Source organism: Aquirufa echingensis, assembly GCF_042714525.1.
Classification (GTDB): Bacteria; Bacteroidota; Bacteroidia; order Cytophagales; family Spirosomataceae; genus Aquirufa; species Aquirufa echingensis.
In genome coordinates this window covers 25873-42702 of the sequence record NZ_JBBKYA010000006.1, presented here as the reverse complement: position 1 = coordinate 42702, position 16830 = coordinate 25873, and the positions used below count along the sequence as shown (strand labels likewise).

Genomic DNA, 16830 nt, shown 5'->3' with positions numbered 1-16830 from the left:
TCAGTTGATTGTTGGGATTTCCCCGTTGAATTACTGAAATTTGTCCCCTATTATCGAGACAAAATTAGCGTTTAATCACGCTGTTTATCAAGAACATGAAGATAAATAATTCAAACAGGTATGTAGTCACGTCGCTCCGACGACGAAGATTCATCTTCAGGGTATGATTCCCTTGAAAGATTGATTTACCTATTTGTTTCATTTATACTTGATTCCATTCATGAATTCATATACTGTTCAAATCGCTAGTCAAGCCCATTTTGACCTAGCGGAATCTATTTGCCACGAGATGGCAGAATCTGCCAAAGCACGTGGCACCGGTATCGCCAAACGTACACCCGAATACCTGCAAGAAAAAATGTCGGAAGGCAAGGCCATCATCGCTACCGATGATGTAACAGGCGAATTCGTGGGCTTTTGCTACATCGAAACCTGGCAACATGGCAAGTTTGTCGCAAACTCGGGTTTGATCGTTAAACCATCCTACCGCCAATACGGTGTCGCCAAAGCGGTTAAATCAAAAGCTTTTGAATTATCGCGCACACGTTTTCCGGATGCAAAAATCATTGGTATTACGACTTCACTCGCGGTAATGAAGATTAATTCGGATTTGGGCTATGAGCCAACGACCTTTTCGGAATTACCGGTAGATGATAACTTTTGGAAAGGTTGCCAATCCTGCGTGAATTATGACATCTTAACCCGAACGGAACGCAAGATTTGTTTATGCACTGGGATGATTTACGACCCGGCACATACAACAGTTAAACCGGAAAAAGACGACAAATGGATCTTTTTAAAGAACATTGCCGACTTCACCCAATTGAAAAAAATTAAAGAGAAATTATTAATGCCTTTCCACAAGAAAGGAAAATCCAAATAAATTATGAGCAAGCCGAAAGTAATACTCGCATTTAGTGGGGGATTAGATACATCATTTTGTGTAAAATACTTAACCGAAGAGCGCGGCATGGAAGTGCACTCAGCTTTGGTAGACACAGGTGGTTTTTCACCTGCAGAATTAAAGACGATTGAAGAAAAAGCCTATTCCTTAGGAGTAACTTCACACGTTACGTTGGATGTCGTGGAAGAATATTACCAAGATTGCATCAAGTATTTGGTCTTTGGAAACGTATTGAAAAATAATACTTACCCATTATCTGTTTCGGCAGAGCGTGTTTTCCAAGCAACTGCCGTAGCTAAATATGCAGCAAAATTAGGTGCCAAAGCGATCGCTCACGGAAGTACAGGTGCAGGCAATGACCAAGTTCGTTTCGATGTGGTATTCCGCATTTTGGCGCCAGAATGTGAAGTTATCACCCCTATTCGCGACTTACAATTATCACGTGAAGCGGAAATCGATTTCTTAAAATCAAAAGGTGTTGTACAAGAGTGGCACAAATCAACTTATTCGATCAATAAAGGTCTTTGGGGAACATCTGTAGGAGGTAAAGAAACGTTGACATCCGATGGTTATTTACCAGAAGAGGCATGGCCAACACAATTAACAGAAACAAAACCGAGCAAATTATCTTTGCAATTTGAATATGGCCAATTAGTGGGCATCGATGGCGAGAAATATACAAGCTCGGTAGATGCCATTCGTGAATTGACTGCACGCGCTGGAGCTTATGCGATCGGCCGCGACATTCACGTGGGTGATACAATTATTGGTATCAAAGGTCGTGTAGGTTTTGAAGCACCTGCACCGTTGATCATCATCAAGGCGCATCATTTATTAGAGAAACATGTGTTGACAAAACACCAATTGTATTGGAAACAAAACATTGGTGATATGTATGGCACTTTATTGCACGAAGGACAATTCTTGGATCCAATTATGCGGAATTTCGAGACCTTCTTAGCAGATACACAGGACAATGTTACAGGGACCGTTCACGTGGTTTTATCCCCTTATCAATTCCAGGTGACAGGTATCGAGTCGAAATTTGACTTGATGTCATCGGCTTTTGGTGCTTATGGGGAAATGAACAAAGCATGGACAGGTGATGATGTGAGAGGATTCTCGAAAATCGTTTCGAACCAAACGATGATTCACCGGAAAGTAAACGAATCAAACTAATGGCTAAAATTGGAATCGTAGGCGCTGCGGGCTACACAGGTGGTGAATTATTGCGCATCTTGGTCAATCACCCGGATGTACAATTAACATGCATTATGTCCAATTCGCAAGCAGGAAAATTGGTTTCGGACGTTCATACGGATCTTTTAGGATCAACGAATGCCCGTTTTTGTGCTGATTTGAGCCCGGTAGATGTACTATTCTTGTGTTCTGGACACGGCGAATCGAAGAAATTCTTAGCAGTAAATGAGATACCTTGGCATACCAAAATCGTAGATTTGAGCACGGATTTCCGTGATGAGTCCGAAGGATTTGTTTACGGCTTAGCCGAATTCCAAAAGTCAAAAATCCAGTCGGCGAATAAAATCGCTAACCCAGGTTGTTTCGCTACTTCGATTGAATTAGCGCTTTTACCTTTGGCACAAGCGGGTTTATTGAAAGCAGATGTACACGTTTCGGCGGTGACAGGCTCGACGGGAGCAGGCCAAGCGCTATCTTCTACGAGTCATTTCTCCTGGAGAAATAACAATGTGAGCATTTACAAAGCTTTTACGCATCAGCATCTTACGGAAATTGGGATGGTATTAGGCGCAAAATCACCTGCACCGAAGGTAAATTTCATCCCCTACCGTGGAAACTTTTCACGCGGCATCATGGCCAATGTGTACACGGCTTATGCAGGAACACAGGAAGAGGCTGTCGAACTTTATGAAAGCTATTACCAAGATTCGCCATTCGTATTTGTGAGTCCCAAGGCCATTGACGTGAAGCAAGTGGTGAATACCAATAAATGTTTTCTGCATTTAGAAGTATATGATGGCCAATTGTTGATCAGCTCGGTCATTGACAACTTAATCAAAGGGGCATCTGGCCAAGCCGTTCAAAACATGAATTTGATGTTGGGCTGGCCTGAGACGACGGGCTTGGGATTGAAGGCGATAGGGTTTTAGGAGTTGAGAGGTAAGAGGTAAGAGTGAAGAGAGTTGGATGATAGGTTGTAGAGACGCGATACTTCGCGTCTGTTAGACATTGGACGTTGGACCTTTGACTCTTTGGTAAACCTATTTTGATTGCCAAAGATTTAGGATATAAAAAATATTAACCCCAGGTTTTAACCTGGGGAATCCCTAGGCTAAAGCCTAGGGCTATAAAATAAAACATTAAACCCAGGTTTTAACCGATGGAAACCCTGGCCTAAAGCCTAGGGCTATAAATAAAACATTAACCCCAGGTTTTAACCTGGGGAAACCCTAGGCTGAAGCCTAGGGCTATAAAATAAAACATTAAACCCAGGTTTTAACCGATGGAAACCCTGGCCTAAAGCCTAGGGGCTATAAATAAATCATTAACCCCAGGTTTTAACCTGGGGAAACCCTAGGCTGAAGCCTAGGGCTATAAAACAAAGGATTATGAAACTATTTGACGTATATCCCCTCTACCCTATCGAATTGATGAAAGCCCAAGGAAGTACGGTTTGGGATAAAAATGGACAGGAATATTTGGATTTATATGGCGGACATGCGGTGATCTCGATCGGTCACTCCCACCCGACCTATGTGGCTAGGATGACGGAACAATTGTCCAACATCGGTTTTTATTCAAATTCCATCATCATTGGTGGTCAAGCAGAATTAGCCGAGAAATTAGGACGTGTGTCGGGATATCCAAGCTACCAATTATTCTTAACGAATTCGGGGGCGGAATCGAATGAAAATGCGCTGAAATTGGCCTCTTTTCACACAGGACGCAAAAAAGTTGTTGCATTCACCAAAGCATTCCACGGCAGAACAGCCGGTGCGGTGGCAGTTACCGACAACCCGAGCATAGTCGCTCCGATCAATGATACATCCCATGTGACATTCCATCCCTTCAATCAAATCGAGGGATTATCGGATGTCATTACAGAAGAAACGGCCGCTGTGATTGTTGAAGGTATTCAAGGTGTAGGTGGGATTCAAGTTGCCTCTACGCCATTTTTAAAAGCCTTACGTCAGCGATGCGATGAAACGGGAGCACAATTAATCTTGGATTCGGTACAATGTGGCTATGGCCGTTCGGGAAAATTCTTCTCACATCAATACGCGGGAATTAATCCCGATATGATGACCACGGCGAAAGGCATGGGCAATGGTTTCCCGATTGGCGGCGTGTTAATCGCACCGCATATCCAGGCGAGCTATGGCTTGTTAGGTACGACTTTTGGCGGAAATCATTTGGCATGCACGGCAGCTAATGTCGTTTTGGATATCATTGAAGAAGAAAATTTACTAGCCAATGCAACGCAAATAGGTGCTTATATTGAGCAAGAATTAGCAGGAATTCAAGGTATCAAAGAAGTTCGCGGACGTGGATTGATGATCGGAATCGAGCTAGAAGAGGCCGTAGGGCCTATTCGGGATGCATTATTGCACCAGCACCATATTTTCATGGGCTATGCAGGAAAGCATACGCTACGTTTATTGCCAAGTTTGGCGATTGACCAAGCCATCGCAGATCGTTTCCTTGAAAGTTTACGAAGCGTTTTAAAAGGCTAGATTAGTTTAGAAATGACTTGCTTTTTCATTAGAAATGTGATTATTTTGCGTTTCTTTTGTTCAAGACAAAGTCGAGAAATACAAAGAAAAGAAAGCGTACAAAACAATTAGATAATAGTATCAATGGCATTAATTACAAAAATTAGAGAGAAATCGGGAATTGCGGCAGCGGCTATCGCGATCAGTTTAGTGTTGTTTCTCGTGGGAAGTGATATTTTCCAAGGTAAATCATCCTTATTTGGTTCAAGTTCTCAAGAAGTAGGTCAAATCGCGGGCGAAAGCATCATGATTCAAGACTTCCAAAAGAAAGTAGAAGAAGCTACGGCTAATTACACGGCTCAAACAGGCAAAGGTCCATCTGAGCAAGAAGCTGCTTCGATTCGTGAGCAAGTTTGGAACCAATTCGTTTTGGATATTGCTTACAAAAAAGAATTCGATGCCCTAGGATTAAAGGTTTCTGAAGAGGAGTTGATCGACATGGTTCAAGGAAATTACATCCACCCATCGGTACGCCAACAATTCACAAATCCTCAAACGGGTCAATTTGACAAAACGTTTGTGATCCAATTTTTGAAGAACTTGAAAACAATGCCTGCGCAACAACAACAAGCTTGGGCGGCGTTTGAGAAGTCGATTTCTCAAGATCGTATTCGTTCGAAATATGAGAACTTATTGCGTTTGTCGAACTACGTAACACAAGCAGATGCGCAAAAAGAATACCAAGCACAAAATTCAAAGTTCAATGCGCGTTTCTTATTCGTTCCATTCTTCTCTGTGGCAGACACAACCGTGAAAGTAACGGATGCGCAATTAGAGGAGTATTTGGCGAAGCACAAAGATCAATTCAAAGGAACGAACACACGTTCAATCCAATATGCGACTTTCCCTGTAATTCCTACAAAACAAGATACAGCTGAGTTCTATACGCAAATCAAAAAATTAGCGAAAGACTTAGCGGTTGCACCAAACGATTCAGCTTTTGCCATGTTGAATTCAGATGTGCGCACGCCATACTTGTTGCCGTACGCAGAAATTCCAGCAGCGGTGAAAACGATGTTGCCAACTTTCCAAGTGGGTGGTATCTACGGTCCATTCAAAGAAGGGTTAACTTATTCGATTTACAAATACGGTGGCGTGAAGAAAGATTCATTGTTCACGATGCGTGCGAGTCATATCTTGATTGCACCGGCCAACAAATCGGATTCAGCGAAAGCACAAGCGAAGCAACGTGCTGAAGCAATTTTAGCGCAAGTTAAAGGAGGCGGAAGCTTTGAGACATTGGCTCAAATGAATGGCATGGATGGTACCGCTCAAAATGGAGGTGATTTAGGTTATTTCAAAAACAATGGCGGAATGGTTAAGTCATTCGAGAAAGCATTGTTCGGTTTTAATGGAACAGGTTTGATGCCAGGTGTTATTGAAACTGATTTTGGCTATCACGTTGTGAAAGTGACAGATGCTAAAACAAACACGAGCTATAAATTAGCGGCGATCAACAAGACCATCGCTCCTTCTCAAGCGACCTTAGACAAAGTGTTCACGCAAGCAGATGCATTTGCGAATGCGAACGGAACGGTAGGTGCATTTGAGGCGGCTTTGAAGAAAGACAAATCAATCATCATGATGCGTGCCGATCGTTTGCAAGAAAACTCATCAGCAGTTAACAACTTAGCCAATGCACGTGAAATCGTTCGTTGGGCATTTGATGACAACACTGCGGTAGGTGATGGTTCAAAGAAAGTATTTGAGCAAGACAACCAATACATTGTTGCTTTCTTAACGGGTAAAACAGAGAAAGAAAATGTGAAAGTTGAAGACTTCCGCATCGAATTGACTGCTTTGGTTCGTAACGAAATCAAAGGTGAGCAAATCTCGAAAAAATTAGCAGGTATCAAAGGAACATTAGAGCAAATCGCACAGAAATACGGTGCGGGTGCTTTGGTAGAAACAGTACAAGATCAAACTTTGGCAGGCGGCATGTTGAATACAGCAGGTCCAGATGCAGTCGCTTTAGGACGTATTGCAGGTTTGAAAAATGGAAAGCGTAGTGCTGTATTCGTAGGAGACAATGGTGTTTTCATCGCAGAAAAAACTGGTGGTGTTGCGGCTCCAGCCTTAGCGGATTACTCATTATACAAAAATCAAATTCAAATGATGGGCGTTCAACGTTCTTCATTCTACATCAACGAGGCAATCAAAGAGAATGCTAAGATTGTAGATAAGCGTTACAAGTTCTATTAGTAGTACTTACCGAAAAAGAGAAAAGCATTCTGTAAGGGATGCTTTTCTTGTTTAGATGCCATGAAAAATATACGTGCTTGGATTTTATTCGTTTCTGCAGGGCTATTATTGCTCCTGGCAAGTCCGTATATCCTAGTTCGTTGGGATTTAAGCGAAGAAAAGAAGTTCACCTTAAGCGAATCCACCCTCGCTACTTTGCAGGCTTTGGATGGACCGATTCACATTAAAGTCTATCTTGCCGGCAACGACCTTCCTGGCGGCTTTAAACGCCTCCAAAAAGCCAGCTATGCCATCTTGCAAGACTTGCAGCGAAATAGTCCACAAACGATTAGTATCGAGACAATCGATCTCTATGCGGAATTCCCGAATTCCGATGCGCGCGAAAAGGAGATATTTTTATTGGATTCGCTAGGCTTACCCCCGACGAACGTTGTCAATAATGTGGGTGGAAAGCAGGTCCAACAAATGGTATTTCCCGGTTTGGTGATTGAGAAAGGGGATAAAAAAACGGGGGTTCTATTATTAAAAGGCAACCAATTAGCCTCTTCGCAAGAGGTATTGAACCAGTCGGTGGAAGGCCTCGAATACGAAATCATGCAGGGCATTCAGAGCCTCATGGAAACGGAACGCAAGAAAATAGGCTTCCTATTGGATTACAGTAAAGTGCCGGCCATCAAACAATTAGGACTGATTGCCAATTTGCGTAAATCCTACGATTTATATCCTGTTGATTTGAGTGCTTCATCTACCTTGGAGGGATTGGATGCGATATGTGTCATTCAACCAGATCGAAAATTTAGCACAAGCGACCAATTTAAAATCGACCAATTTTTAGTCAAGGGTGGCAAGGGCGTATTCTTTTTGGAAGGCGTTCGCGTAGATACGATCCAAGGACAGGGATTAGTAAGTTCGCCGATGGATGTGGGATTGGAGGAGATGTTATATCGTTATGGATTGAGGTTGAATGCCAACTGGGTTAAAGATGCGGAATTGAGTGGCATGATTCCATTGGAGGTGGGCAACTTTGGAAATAAGGCCAATTTACAATTGATGCCCTGGCCAGCCTTCCCCTTATTGACAGGAAATCCGGCATCGGTGATTACGAAAAATTTGGATGCTATTTATGGCAAATTTGTATCGAGCATGGATACGGTTTCGGGGAATAGTGGTTTGAAGAAAACGCCATTATTGATGACGAGTGCATACACCCAAGTGCAAAAAGCACCGGCGATGCTTCCATTTTCTTCATCGGGCAAGGACTTTAATCCGGCACAATATAAATCCGGCCGACAAATCATTTCGTATTTATTGGAGGGTAAATTCAAGTCCATTTTCGCGAATCGGCCTTTGCCACAAGACAGTTTATCGAAGGGATTTGTTGCCCAGGGAGAAAATCTGGGGGGCTTAATTATTGTGGGGGATGGAGATTTGGCATTGAATGGAATTGACCCGAATACGAAGGGGCCAACGCCTTTGGGATATGATCCCTTTATGAAGCATACGTTTGCGAATCGGGATTTTGCGTTGAATGCATTTCACTATTTATTGGACGACCAAAAAGCCTTGTTGGCACGCAATAAAAACATCCGCTTACGTCCTTTGGACAAAGCCAAAATACAGGAGGGAAGAAGCTATTACCAATTCTTAAATGTCTTGGTTCCGGTCGCATTTGGAATCCTTATCAGTCTTTTGGTAATTCTTTACCGCAAGCGCAAATACGGAGCTTAAACACTTGGCTTTGTAGTCAAATTGATTTAACTTCAAGGTCTGAATTCAACATTAATCAATAATTAAAAGCAATGAAATTTTTAGTAGCCTCTAATGTCTTATTGAAGCAACTATCTGCCATTAATGGTGTGGTAGCGAGCAATCCGATTATTCCTATTTTGGAAAACATTTTAGTGGAATTGGAGGGTAACAAATTGATGTTAACGGCATCGGATTTGCAAACGGTGATGACAACGACCTTAGAGGTTGAGGGCTTTGAAAATGGCTCAATTGCTTTACCTGCACGATTATTGTTGGAGACCCTTCGTAGTTTACCTGAACAACCAGTAACCATCGGCGCGGATCAGGGAACATTTGGAGCGGAAATTGCGACACAAAACGGACGTTTTAAGTTGAGCGGCGAGAACCCAATCGACTTCCCACGCATTCCAGAAGTTGCGAAGAATCAATCGATTTCTTTGTCGGCTTTAACCTTAGGTGAGGCCATCGCAAATACTTTATTAGCCGTATCTAACGATGATATGCGTCCGGCGATGACGGGGGTATTGATTCAAATGATGGGTGATCACACGAATTTTGTGGCAACCGATGGACATCGTTTGGTACGTTACCGCAGAACGGATTTGAAGACAGAAGGAAGCAGTTCATTGATTTTACCAAAGAAAGCGTTGTCATTGTTGAAGTCGACATTGCCAGCCGATGAAACACCTGTAACGGTGGAATTCAGTTCATCGAATGCCTTCTTTAGCTTCCAAAGCTTCCAGTTGATTTGTCGGATCATCGACGAGCGTTTCCCAGAATACGAGAATGCGATTCCAAAGGAAAACAATGAGATTTTGACGATTAATCGCTTGGAGTTCTTAAGTTCTGTTAAGCGTATTTCGATTTATTCTAATAAGACAACACACCAAATTCGTTTGAAATTGAGTGCCAATAAATTGACTTTGTCGGCAGAGGATTTAGATTACTCAAACGAGGCGAATGAGGCGTTGACATGTGATTATGCAGGTAAGGACATGGAGATTGGTTTCAATGCGAAATTGATTTCTGAGTTATTAAGCAATTTATCGTCGAAGTTTGTGGACATCAAATTGAGCGAGCCAAACAAGGCAGGATTAATCATCCCATCGGATCAAGATGAGGCGGAAGATATTTTGTTATTGGTGATGCCGGTGATGTTAAATTCTTATAATTAATTCCGTCGGAATTAATTATAAGAATTTAACAATAGACGTTGGACGTTAGTCATTGGACTTTAGACGTTAGACGATTTTTATAACCCTAGGCTTTAGCCTAGGAGACCCCAGACTAAAGTCTGGGGCTAGATGTATAAACCAATTAAAAGGCAGTAAAAATGAAAAACTTATTTATTTTCTTGCTGATTTCAACCTTATCCCTACCTGCTTTCGCAGAAGGTGATGGCGTGAATTTCTTTGAGGGTAGCTTCCGTCAGGCATTGGCGAAGGCGAAGAAGGAAAAGAAAATGGTCATGTTGGACGCTTACACGTCTTGGTGCGGACCTTGCAAGGTCTTGAAAAACAAGGTATTCCCAAATAAGGAATTAGGCGAGTATATCAATGAGCATTTCGTGTCTATCGGTGTAGATATGGAAGCGGGTGAAGGTCCAGCTTTGGCAAATATGTATCCCATTGAAGGTTACCCAACAATCTTGTTTCTAGACGCTTCAGGCAAGATCAAAAAGAAAGTATTAGGATTGCCACAAGGTGGGGCGAAGGAGTTGCTAGGGGTGGCGAAAGGGGTGAAATAGACATTAGACGTTGGACGTTGGACTTTAGACGTTGGATTAAAGATTATAGAGACGCGATTTATATCGCGTCTTTTTTATTTAAAAATAAATTAGAACTGAAATGGGAATCGTTAACACAAAACATGCCAGCGACCAACGTCTAATGACTAATGACCAATGTCTAACGTCTAAATGATCCCTTCCTCTTCCGCCTGATTCTTTAAATCATGAATTTCTATCGGTTTCTTGGAACGCTTACGCATTTGAATATTAATGAATTCCACGAACAAGGAGAATGCGATGGAGAAGTATAAGTAACCTTTCGGGATTTGACCGATGCTATTGTTTAAGATACTCAATTCCGAATCGTGGCTTGCCTCTGCGATAAGCATAAAACCGATCATAATTAAGAATGAGAGCCCCAAAACCTGTAAGGAAGGGTGATTGTTGACAAAGCGCCCAACCGGCCCTGAGAAGCCCATCATAATGATCGCTGAGGCCACGACGGCAATAATCATGACACCCATGTTATCCGACAGCCCGATAGCGGTCAAAATCGAGTCGATCGAGAAGACCAAGTTGATGAGTGCGATTTGGGTTACAATCTTAGCAATGCTATTAACCGTCTTTCCTGAATGCGCGATATGCTCCTCCTCACCTTCCAGTTTCATGAAGATTTCATTGGTGGCTTTATAAAGGAGGAACAAGCCCCCTACGAATAGGATGATCGCTTGGCCGCTAGGTGCTAATTTGACAAAGCCCCAATCGATATGCATAAAAGGTTTTTGCAAGGAGATCAGCACGGATATCCCAAACAATAAGATGACACGAAAGACCATGGCCAACAAAAGACCGATGTTGCGGGCTTTGGCTTGATCCTTTTGGGGCAAGCGAGAAGCGGTAATGGAGATGAAGATGATGTTGTCGATTCCCAAAACGATCTCCAAAAATGTCAAAGTCAGTAAACTGATCAGATTATCGAGGCTAAAAAGTGATTCCATGCAAAAAAAATATTGAGGCGTAAAGATGGTGTGTTTCAGGCAGATAATCAATTCAAATCGCTTTTGAGCGAAAAATTATCATTTTTTTTCAGATGCTCGTTTGCATAAAAAAAATAAAAAGCAGATATTTGCAAACCGATTCACACGGAATGGTCCTATAGCTCAGCTGGTTCAGAGCACCTGCCTTACAAGCAGGGGGTCCTAGGTTCGAATCCTAGTGGGACCACAGAAACCACCTCAAACGAGGTGGTTTTTTTTATTTTACGGCATTGGTAGTAATGTGGGAAGTAACGAAGGAGATTTATATCATTTTATTTAATTAAAATATCTCAAAAATATTTTAATTAAAATGTTCTAATATAAATTCGCAGGTAATCCAAATAAACAATAACGCATGAAAGGTTTGATTTACCTCTATATTTTGATTAGCACGATAATTATATTTTCATGTAAAAAAGATAATATTGAGGCTATAAGTAATGTTAGTTTAACACCAATAAACTTAAAAATATCTAGTGGGGATTACAATTTAAAAATTCAATGGGACACCATAAAATCTACTTCTATTAAATCATATCGAATATATAGAGACACAATTTCAGATCCTTCAAAATTATTGGCTGAAATTTATCCGAATTGTTTCTTTGTTGACAAATTAATTATCCCAAACAAGAAGTATTATTATAGAGTTACTTCAATAAACTCCTTAGGAGTTGAATCAGATAAATCAATAGAAACAAATGGTACGACTGAAGAATCAATAAACAATTCTACACCCTTAAATGGAGAGATTGGGGGATTGAATTATGCATTTTGGAATTTCCCTAAAAAAACATTTACAAAACTTTCTCACGAATTCACCATACATAAAAATCCAACGAATGCAGATGGCACTATCAATGAAGATGGTTTATATTATCAGTTTTATCAAGGTCAATTAAATGATGATATAGGTTTCTATTATGGCATTCAAAACTTCGTTTATAATCCAAATGGAGGAATACCCCAAAAAGGTATAATCTTTTCTCGTTGGGGAACTCGAGATATAAATAATTACAAATTAGCACCAAGCGGATTTGGACAAAGTGCAGGTTATGAAGGAGATTTTATAGGAGTACGATTAAATTACGAATGGACAATTGGAACATATATTATTGAATTAAAACTTGACAACTCAGACACAATTGGAGATTGGTATGGCTTATATATCACAAAAAAATCAACCAATGAAACTACTTATGTTGGATCTATTCGGTTTGAAAAAGGATTAAAATCTAATGGTATTAAAACAGGTGGAATAACATGGACAGAGCTCTATTTTAAAAAGAACATGCAAACGCCATTACCAAATTGGCATATTTCAGTAGATAAAATTTTGGCTGATGAATTACCACCTAGTAGTGTTACTATTGATTACAATCCAAACAAATTTGTTGGATTCACTAATATTTTTACAACAAATTATAAAGACATCCACTTTCTAATGGGGCCGAAGATTAAGAAAGTTAATCTCAGCGGAAAGGTGTGGTAATAAATTTCATTTAACCATTTATATAAGATTAAACTCACTTATTTTTGAAAATACAAGTGCCTTGAATTTAATTTTATATGCTTTTTTTGATGCAAAAAATACTTGAGAAAAAATATATTACGCATTACTATCCATTTTAAATAAATAATGCAGAAACGTACATTAGCATCTTTCGAGCCAATATCACCTCAATACAACCAAATCAACTCCTCCGTCTTATAACCTATCCCCTTCGCTATCTCGAGATATTCCTTTCGAACCGCATCAGGGATCGATTTTTGCCTCGATAAAATCCACAAGTACGATAAATTCTCACCCGCGACTAAGGCATATTGGTAATTCGAGTCCAAGGCAATCACATTATAACCTCCATAAAAGGGGCCGAAAAAGGATACCTTCAACATCCCGACGTCCTCTGGCCCCACAAACTTGGCTTTGCCCGTAGACTCCTTCCATACCTTTTTAAAGGGTTCATATCCCCGATTGACGACCTTAATACTCCCATCTTCATTTAAGGAATAATTGGCCGTTGTATTGATCAAATTCCTTTCAAAATAAAAATCCAAACGAGCAACTTCATACCAAGTCCCCAAATATTTAGACTGATCAAACTGCGTAACGGCTTTCGCTCCTGCGGGAATCGTGGCGTTCGAACAAGCCCAACACAACATAACGGTCGAGATTAAAAGTAAACTAGGTAGATATTTTTTCATATGTATTAGCATGAGATTTCTTAAAGAAACGCCTCAGGATGCACCTCCTCATGCCCCGTGTGATCTTGGTAAAATTTGGCAATGCGCAACAAAGTTCCTTCATCATATAATTTCCCCACAAACGAAATTCCCGTAGGCAAGTGGCTCTTCGCATCAAAACCCGTGGGCACACAAACCACCGGATGGCCGGTGAGGTTGGTGATGGCCGACTGGTTTCCTCCGCCCCGAGAAGGGCAAATAATGGCATCGAATTGAGAAACTACCTCATTCACTTTTTGCATCAACAAATAACGGTGCCGCTGCGCATTGATGTATTCAACCGCAGGAACAAACCGAGCCGTCCGGAATTGATTCGGCCAGTCATTTTTAGTTTGTCGGGTCAGTTGGTCGTCGATGTTGTTCCGCGTCAACTCATCAAATTGCGCTGCACATTCCGCACCAATCACCACATCCATAATATTGAACGGATACGCTTTTTCATCCGGAAACTCTACAGGAATCAATTGAACCCCTTGTTTCTTCAAATCCGCCAAGACCTTCCATTCATTCCGCGTGGTATCCGTAATTTTGTCAAAATAGTTTTTGGCATATCCGATTTTCATCCCTTTCACCGAGCGATTTGCCTGGTAATTAAACGGCATATTCACTGCCGCCAAATCCTTCCCATCGCTTCCATGTAGATAATGAAAAACGATGGCGGCATCATTGGCCGACCGACAAATAGGACCTACCTTATCCAAGCTATAACTCAATGCCATGGCGCCGGACCGACTAATACTCCCAAAGGTTGGTCGGAGCCCCGTTGCCCCACAAGTAGTCGCAGGCGAGACAATACTGCCCCAAGTTTCCGTACCAATCGCAAACGGAACTAAGCCCGCCACCGTCGCTGATGCAGATCCTGCGGATGAACCTGAGGACCCAACATTCAAATTCCAAGGGTTTTTCGTTCGCCCACCGTACCAATAATCCCCCATGGCTAAAGCTCCGAGTGTAAATTTGGCCACGAGTACAGCGCCTGCTTCTTTCAATTTGGTATACACATAAGCATCTTCATCAATCACCTGATCTTTGTATGGAGCAGCTCCCCAGGTCGTTTTGGTACCTTTGACAGCAAATAAATCCTTCAAACCGTACGGAATCCCATGCAACAAACCCCGGTATTTCCCCGCCGAAATTTCTTTGTCGGCCTGTCTAGCCTGCCCTAAAGCAATCTCCTCCTGCACACTAATCACACATTGCAAACTAGGTCCATGCGCTTTGATTCGCGCGATAAAAAACTCCGTCAGCGCGACCGACGAAATTTGCTTCGTTTTGATTAAATAGGCTAATTGATCGATGGAATAAAAAGCTAAATCGTTTTTATTTTTGGGTAAGGTCGCACGAACGCTTGGCCAAACAACGGGGCGTTGCGTTTGATCGAATTTCATGCCGGGAAGTTTTGGACTTTGCCAAAGACTCAAAGGAACATTGTTATTCAACGAAAGACCGTGCATGGCTTTGTAATTGGCCAAATTATCCAATACATCTGTGTAAAGAGTATCTAATTCCTGGGAAGTAAAGCTTAAATCAAACAGATTAGCGGCCCCGGTTAAATCCGATTTTGTCTGAGCAAAAACGGGCGAAGCAAACAAAAGAAGGAAGATTATTTTTTTCATATCTATTTACAACTTGTTTAACGCATGGATTGTTTTTTCGCAAGCGACAAGCGCAAGTTAAAAATGGATATCGAAATTCCCGACATCCCACATGAAACATAAAACAGGTAATTCGTCGAGAACAATAGTTTAATCTAGCTTTGAGTATTTTATCACTAAATTTGACCTATCAATTATTACTCTTTAGTAAAAATCATGCCTAAAAAGATAAAAATATCGGTCCTCATGGCGGTATTTAATACGGAATTTCATTTGACTAAAAGAGCTATTGATTCTGTTTTAGGGCAAGATTTTCAGGATTTTGAACTGATTATTATCGACGACGGTAGTACCAAAAACGATCGCAAATCGCTATTGGAATACATTGAGCTACACGAAGATAAAATCGCCTACATTCGTCACCGAAATCGGGGACAAGCAGCATCCATCAATCGAGGAGTCATTAATAGCATCGGGGAATACATCACCATTTTAGATAGTGACGATGAATACAAACCCTTTCATTTAAGCGCGTGTCTGCAAGAAATGGAAAATGCGGATTTGATATGTTCCACCACGGAGACCGTCGTCGATTCCATCGAGGATTATTATGTCCCGGATAAGAATGACCTGAGCAAACCCATTCATTTGGACGATGCGATTCTTTTTGGGACTTTGTTTGGCCATCAGAAAGTATTTAAAACGATCGATTTCGAAGGTGGATTTGCCGCGGATTCCGCATTTTATGAAAAAGCAAAAGTCCTGTTTAACGTGAAGAAGGTGAACCAAAAGTCCTATATCTACTACCGGAATAATCCGAATAGCTCTTGTGCTGTTTTGAAAAGGGAATTAGCGTCAAATACCATTTAATGCCGACCCATACTCACCTCATCATGGCCTGCCATTTAACGGGCATTTATGATGTTAATCGGAACACGACCCTCGCGGACGACTCCTATGAATTAGTTCAGGCATGGGCGGAATCTGTCGCGCTGACTAATCTCCGCGGGATTATCTTTCACAATAATTTTTCAGTGGAGACATGCAAACGCTACAGCAATGCACATATCTCATTCAAAAAAGTATACTACAATCCGGAATTTAATCCCAATGTATTTCGCTATTTCGTTTACCGCGATTATCTCGCGCAATGTACGGATCCCATTCAGGGTGTTTTTGTGACGGATGTTTCCGATGTTACTTTAGCCCAAAACCCATTTGAAGACGCCTTTTTTAAGGAAAATCAAAACACACTTTTTTGTGGCGATGAACCTAAAACGCTGCATAACGAATGGATGATTGCCCACGCTGAACACCTGCGTGGACAAATTCAAGATTACCAGGCCTACGAAGAACGATTTGCCAAAGAACCGCTCTTAAACTGTGGTATATTTGGCGGATCCTTCCCTGTCTTTTTCGAATTCCTGAAGCAATTATGTGAAATACACGATCGTTATAATCGCACAAACAAAACAGCCTATACGGGAGACATGGGGGCATTCAATTACCTAGCTAGAACCAATTTTAACGAAAATTTACGCCATGGATTTCCGGTGAATACCGTTTTCAAAGCATACGAAAATGATCGCATGGATTGTTGGTTCCGGCATAAGTAATA

General features: G+C 41.4%; 14 protein-coding genes and 1 tRNA gene. 12 read left to right on the top strand and 3 right to left on the bottom strand.

Annotated elements, in window-relative coordinates; all coding sequences use genetic code 11:
• Positions 1–220 precede the first annotated feature (220 nt).
• The 8 genes from SKC38_RS11525 (at position 221) to SKC38_RS11490 (ending at position 10354) form a co-directional block, all read left to right on the top strand.
• Positions 221–883 carry a GNAT family N-acetyltransferase gene (locus SKC38_RS11525; RefSeq protein WP_377977297.1) on the top strand — a complete coding sequence of 221 codons (663 nt, stop codon included), beginning with the start codon at positions 221–223 and terminating at the stop codon, positions 881–883.
• A gap of 3 nt (positions 884–886) precedes the next feature.
• Complete coding sequence (locus SKC38_RS11520; protein ID WP_377977296.1) at positions 887–2083, top strand: argininosuccinate synthase; 1197 nt, start codon at positions 887–889, stop codon at positions 2081–2083.
• Positions 2083–3033, top strand: coding sequence for an N-acetyl-gamma-glutamyl-phosphate reductase (gene argC, locus SKC38_RS11515; RefSeq protein ID WP_377977295.1), 951 nt, complete (start codon positions 2083–2085; stop codon positions 3031–3033). The genes SKC38_RS11520 and argC overlap by 1 nt, the downstream gene beginning before the upstream one ends.
• 456 nt (positions 3034–3489) lie before the next feature.
• On the top strand, positions 3490–4617 hold the full coding sequence (locus tag SKC38_RS11510) for an aspartate aminotransferase family protein (protein WP_377977404.1): 1128 nt from the start codon (positions 3490–3492) through the stop codon (positions 4615–4617).
• Between the two features lie 123 nt (positions 4618–4740).
• Positions 4741–6858 (top strand): peptidylprolyl isomerase, encoded by a 2118-nt coding sequence (locus SKC38_RS11505; protein WP_377977294.1) that lies wholly within the window; start codon positions 4741–4743, stop codon positions 6856–6858.
• Positions 6859–6918: 60 nt separating this feature from the next.
• Positions 6919–8586: a gliding motility-associated ABC transporter substrate-binding protein GldG gene (gene gldG, locus SKC38_RS11500; protein WP_377977293.1), complete on the top strand. Its 1668-nt coding sequence runs from the start codon at positions 6919–6921 to the stop codon at positions 8584–8586.
• Positions 8587–8657: 71 nt separating this feature from the next.
• Positions 8658–9782 (top strand): DNA polymerase III subunit beta, encoded by a 1125-nt coding sequence (dnaN, locus tag SKC38_RS11495; RefSeq protein WP_377977292.1) that lies wholly within the window; start codon positions 8658–8660, stop codon positions 9780–9782.
• A gap of 158 nt (positions 9783–9940) precedes the next feature.
• Entirely contained in the window at positions 9941–10354 is a 414-nt protein-coding gene (locus SKC38_RS11490; protein ID WP_377977291.1) for a thioredoxin family protein, read from the top strand.
• A gap of 167 nt (positions 10355–10521) precedes the next feature.
• Here SKC38_RS11490 and SKC38_RS11485 read toward each other — a convergent pair whose 3' ends face one another.
• The gene (locus SKC38_RS11485) at positions 10522–11334 is read right to left on the bottom strand and encodes a TerC family protein (RefSeq protein ID WP_377977290.1); all 813 of its coding nucleotides are present in this window, start codon (positions 11332–11334) and stop codon (positions 10522–10524) included.
• A 151-nt stretch (positions 11335–11485) separates the two neighbouring features.
• Between SKC38_RS11485 and SKC38_RS11480 the strand changes: the two genes are divergently transcribed.
• Positions 11486–11560, top strand: a tRNA-Val gene (locus SKC38_RS11480).
• 168 nt (positions 11561–11728) lie between these two features.
• Positions 11729–12865 carry a phage tail protein gene (locus tag SKC38_RS11475; protein WP_377977289.1) on the top strand — a complete coding sequence of 379 codons (1137 nt, stop codon included), beginning with the start codon at positions 11729–11731 and terminating at the stop codon, positions 12863–12865.
• Positions 12866–13053: 188 nt separating this feature from the next.
• Here the strand turns inward: SKC38_RS11475 and SKC38_RS11470 are convergent, their stop codons facing one another.
• Positions 13054–13578 carry a lipocalin family protein gene (locus SKC38_RS11470; protein WP_377977288.1) on the bottom strand — a complete coding sequence of 175 codons (525 nt, stop codon included), beginning with the start codon at positions 13576–13578 and terminating at the stop codon, positions 13054–13056.
• 20 nt (positions 13579–13598) lie between these two features.
• Positions 13599–15233, bottom strand: coding sequence for an amidase (locus tag SKC38_RS11465; protein ID WP_377977287.1), 1635 nt, complete (start codon positions 15231–15233; stop codon positions 13599–13601).
• Between the two features lie 195 nt (positions 15234–15428).
• Between SKC38_RS11465 and SKC38_RS11460 the strand changes: the two genes are divergently transcribed.
• Positions 15429–16082 carry a glycosyltransferase family 2 protein gene (locus SKC38_RS11460; protein ID WP_377977286.1) on the top strand — a complete coding sequence of 218 codons (654 nt, stop codon included), beginning with the start codon at positions 15429–15431 and terminating at the stop codon, positions 16080–16082.
• Positions 16082–16828 (top strand): hypothetical protein, encoded by a 747-nt coding sequence (locus SKC38_RS11455; protein WP_377977285.1) that lies wholly within the window; start codon positions 16082–16084, stop codon positions 16826–16828. Before SKC38_RS11460 ends, SKC38_RS11455 begins: the two co-directional genes overlap by 1 nt.
• Positions 16829–16830 lie beyond the last annotated feature (2 nt).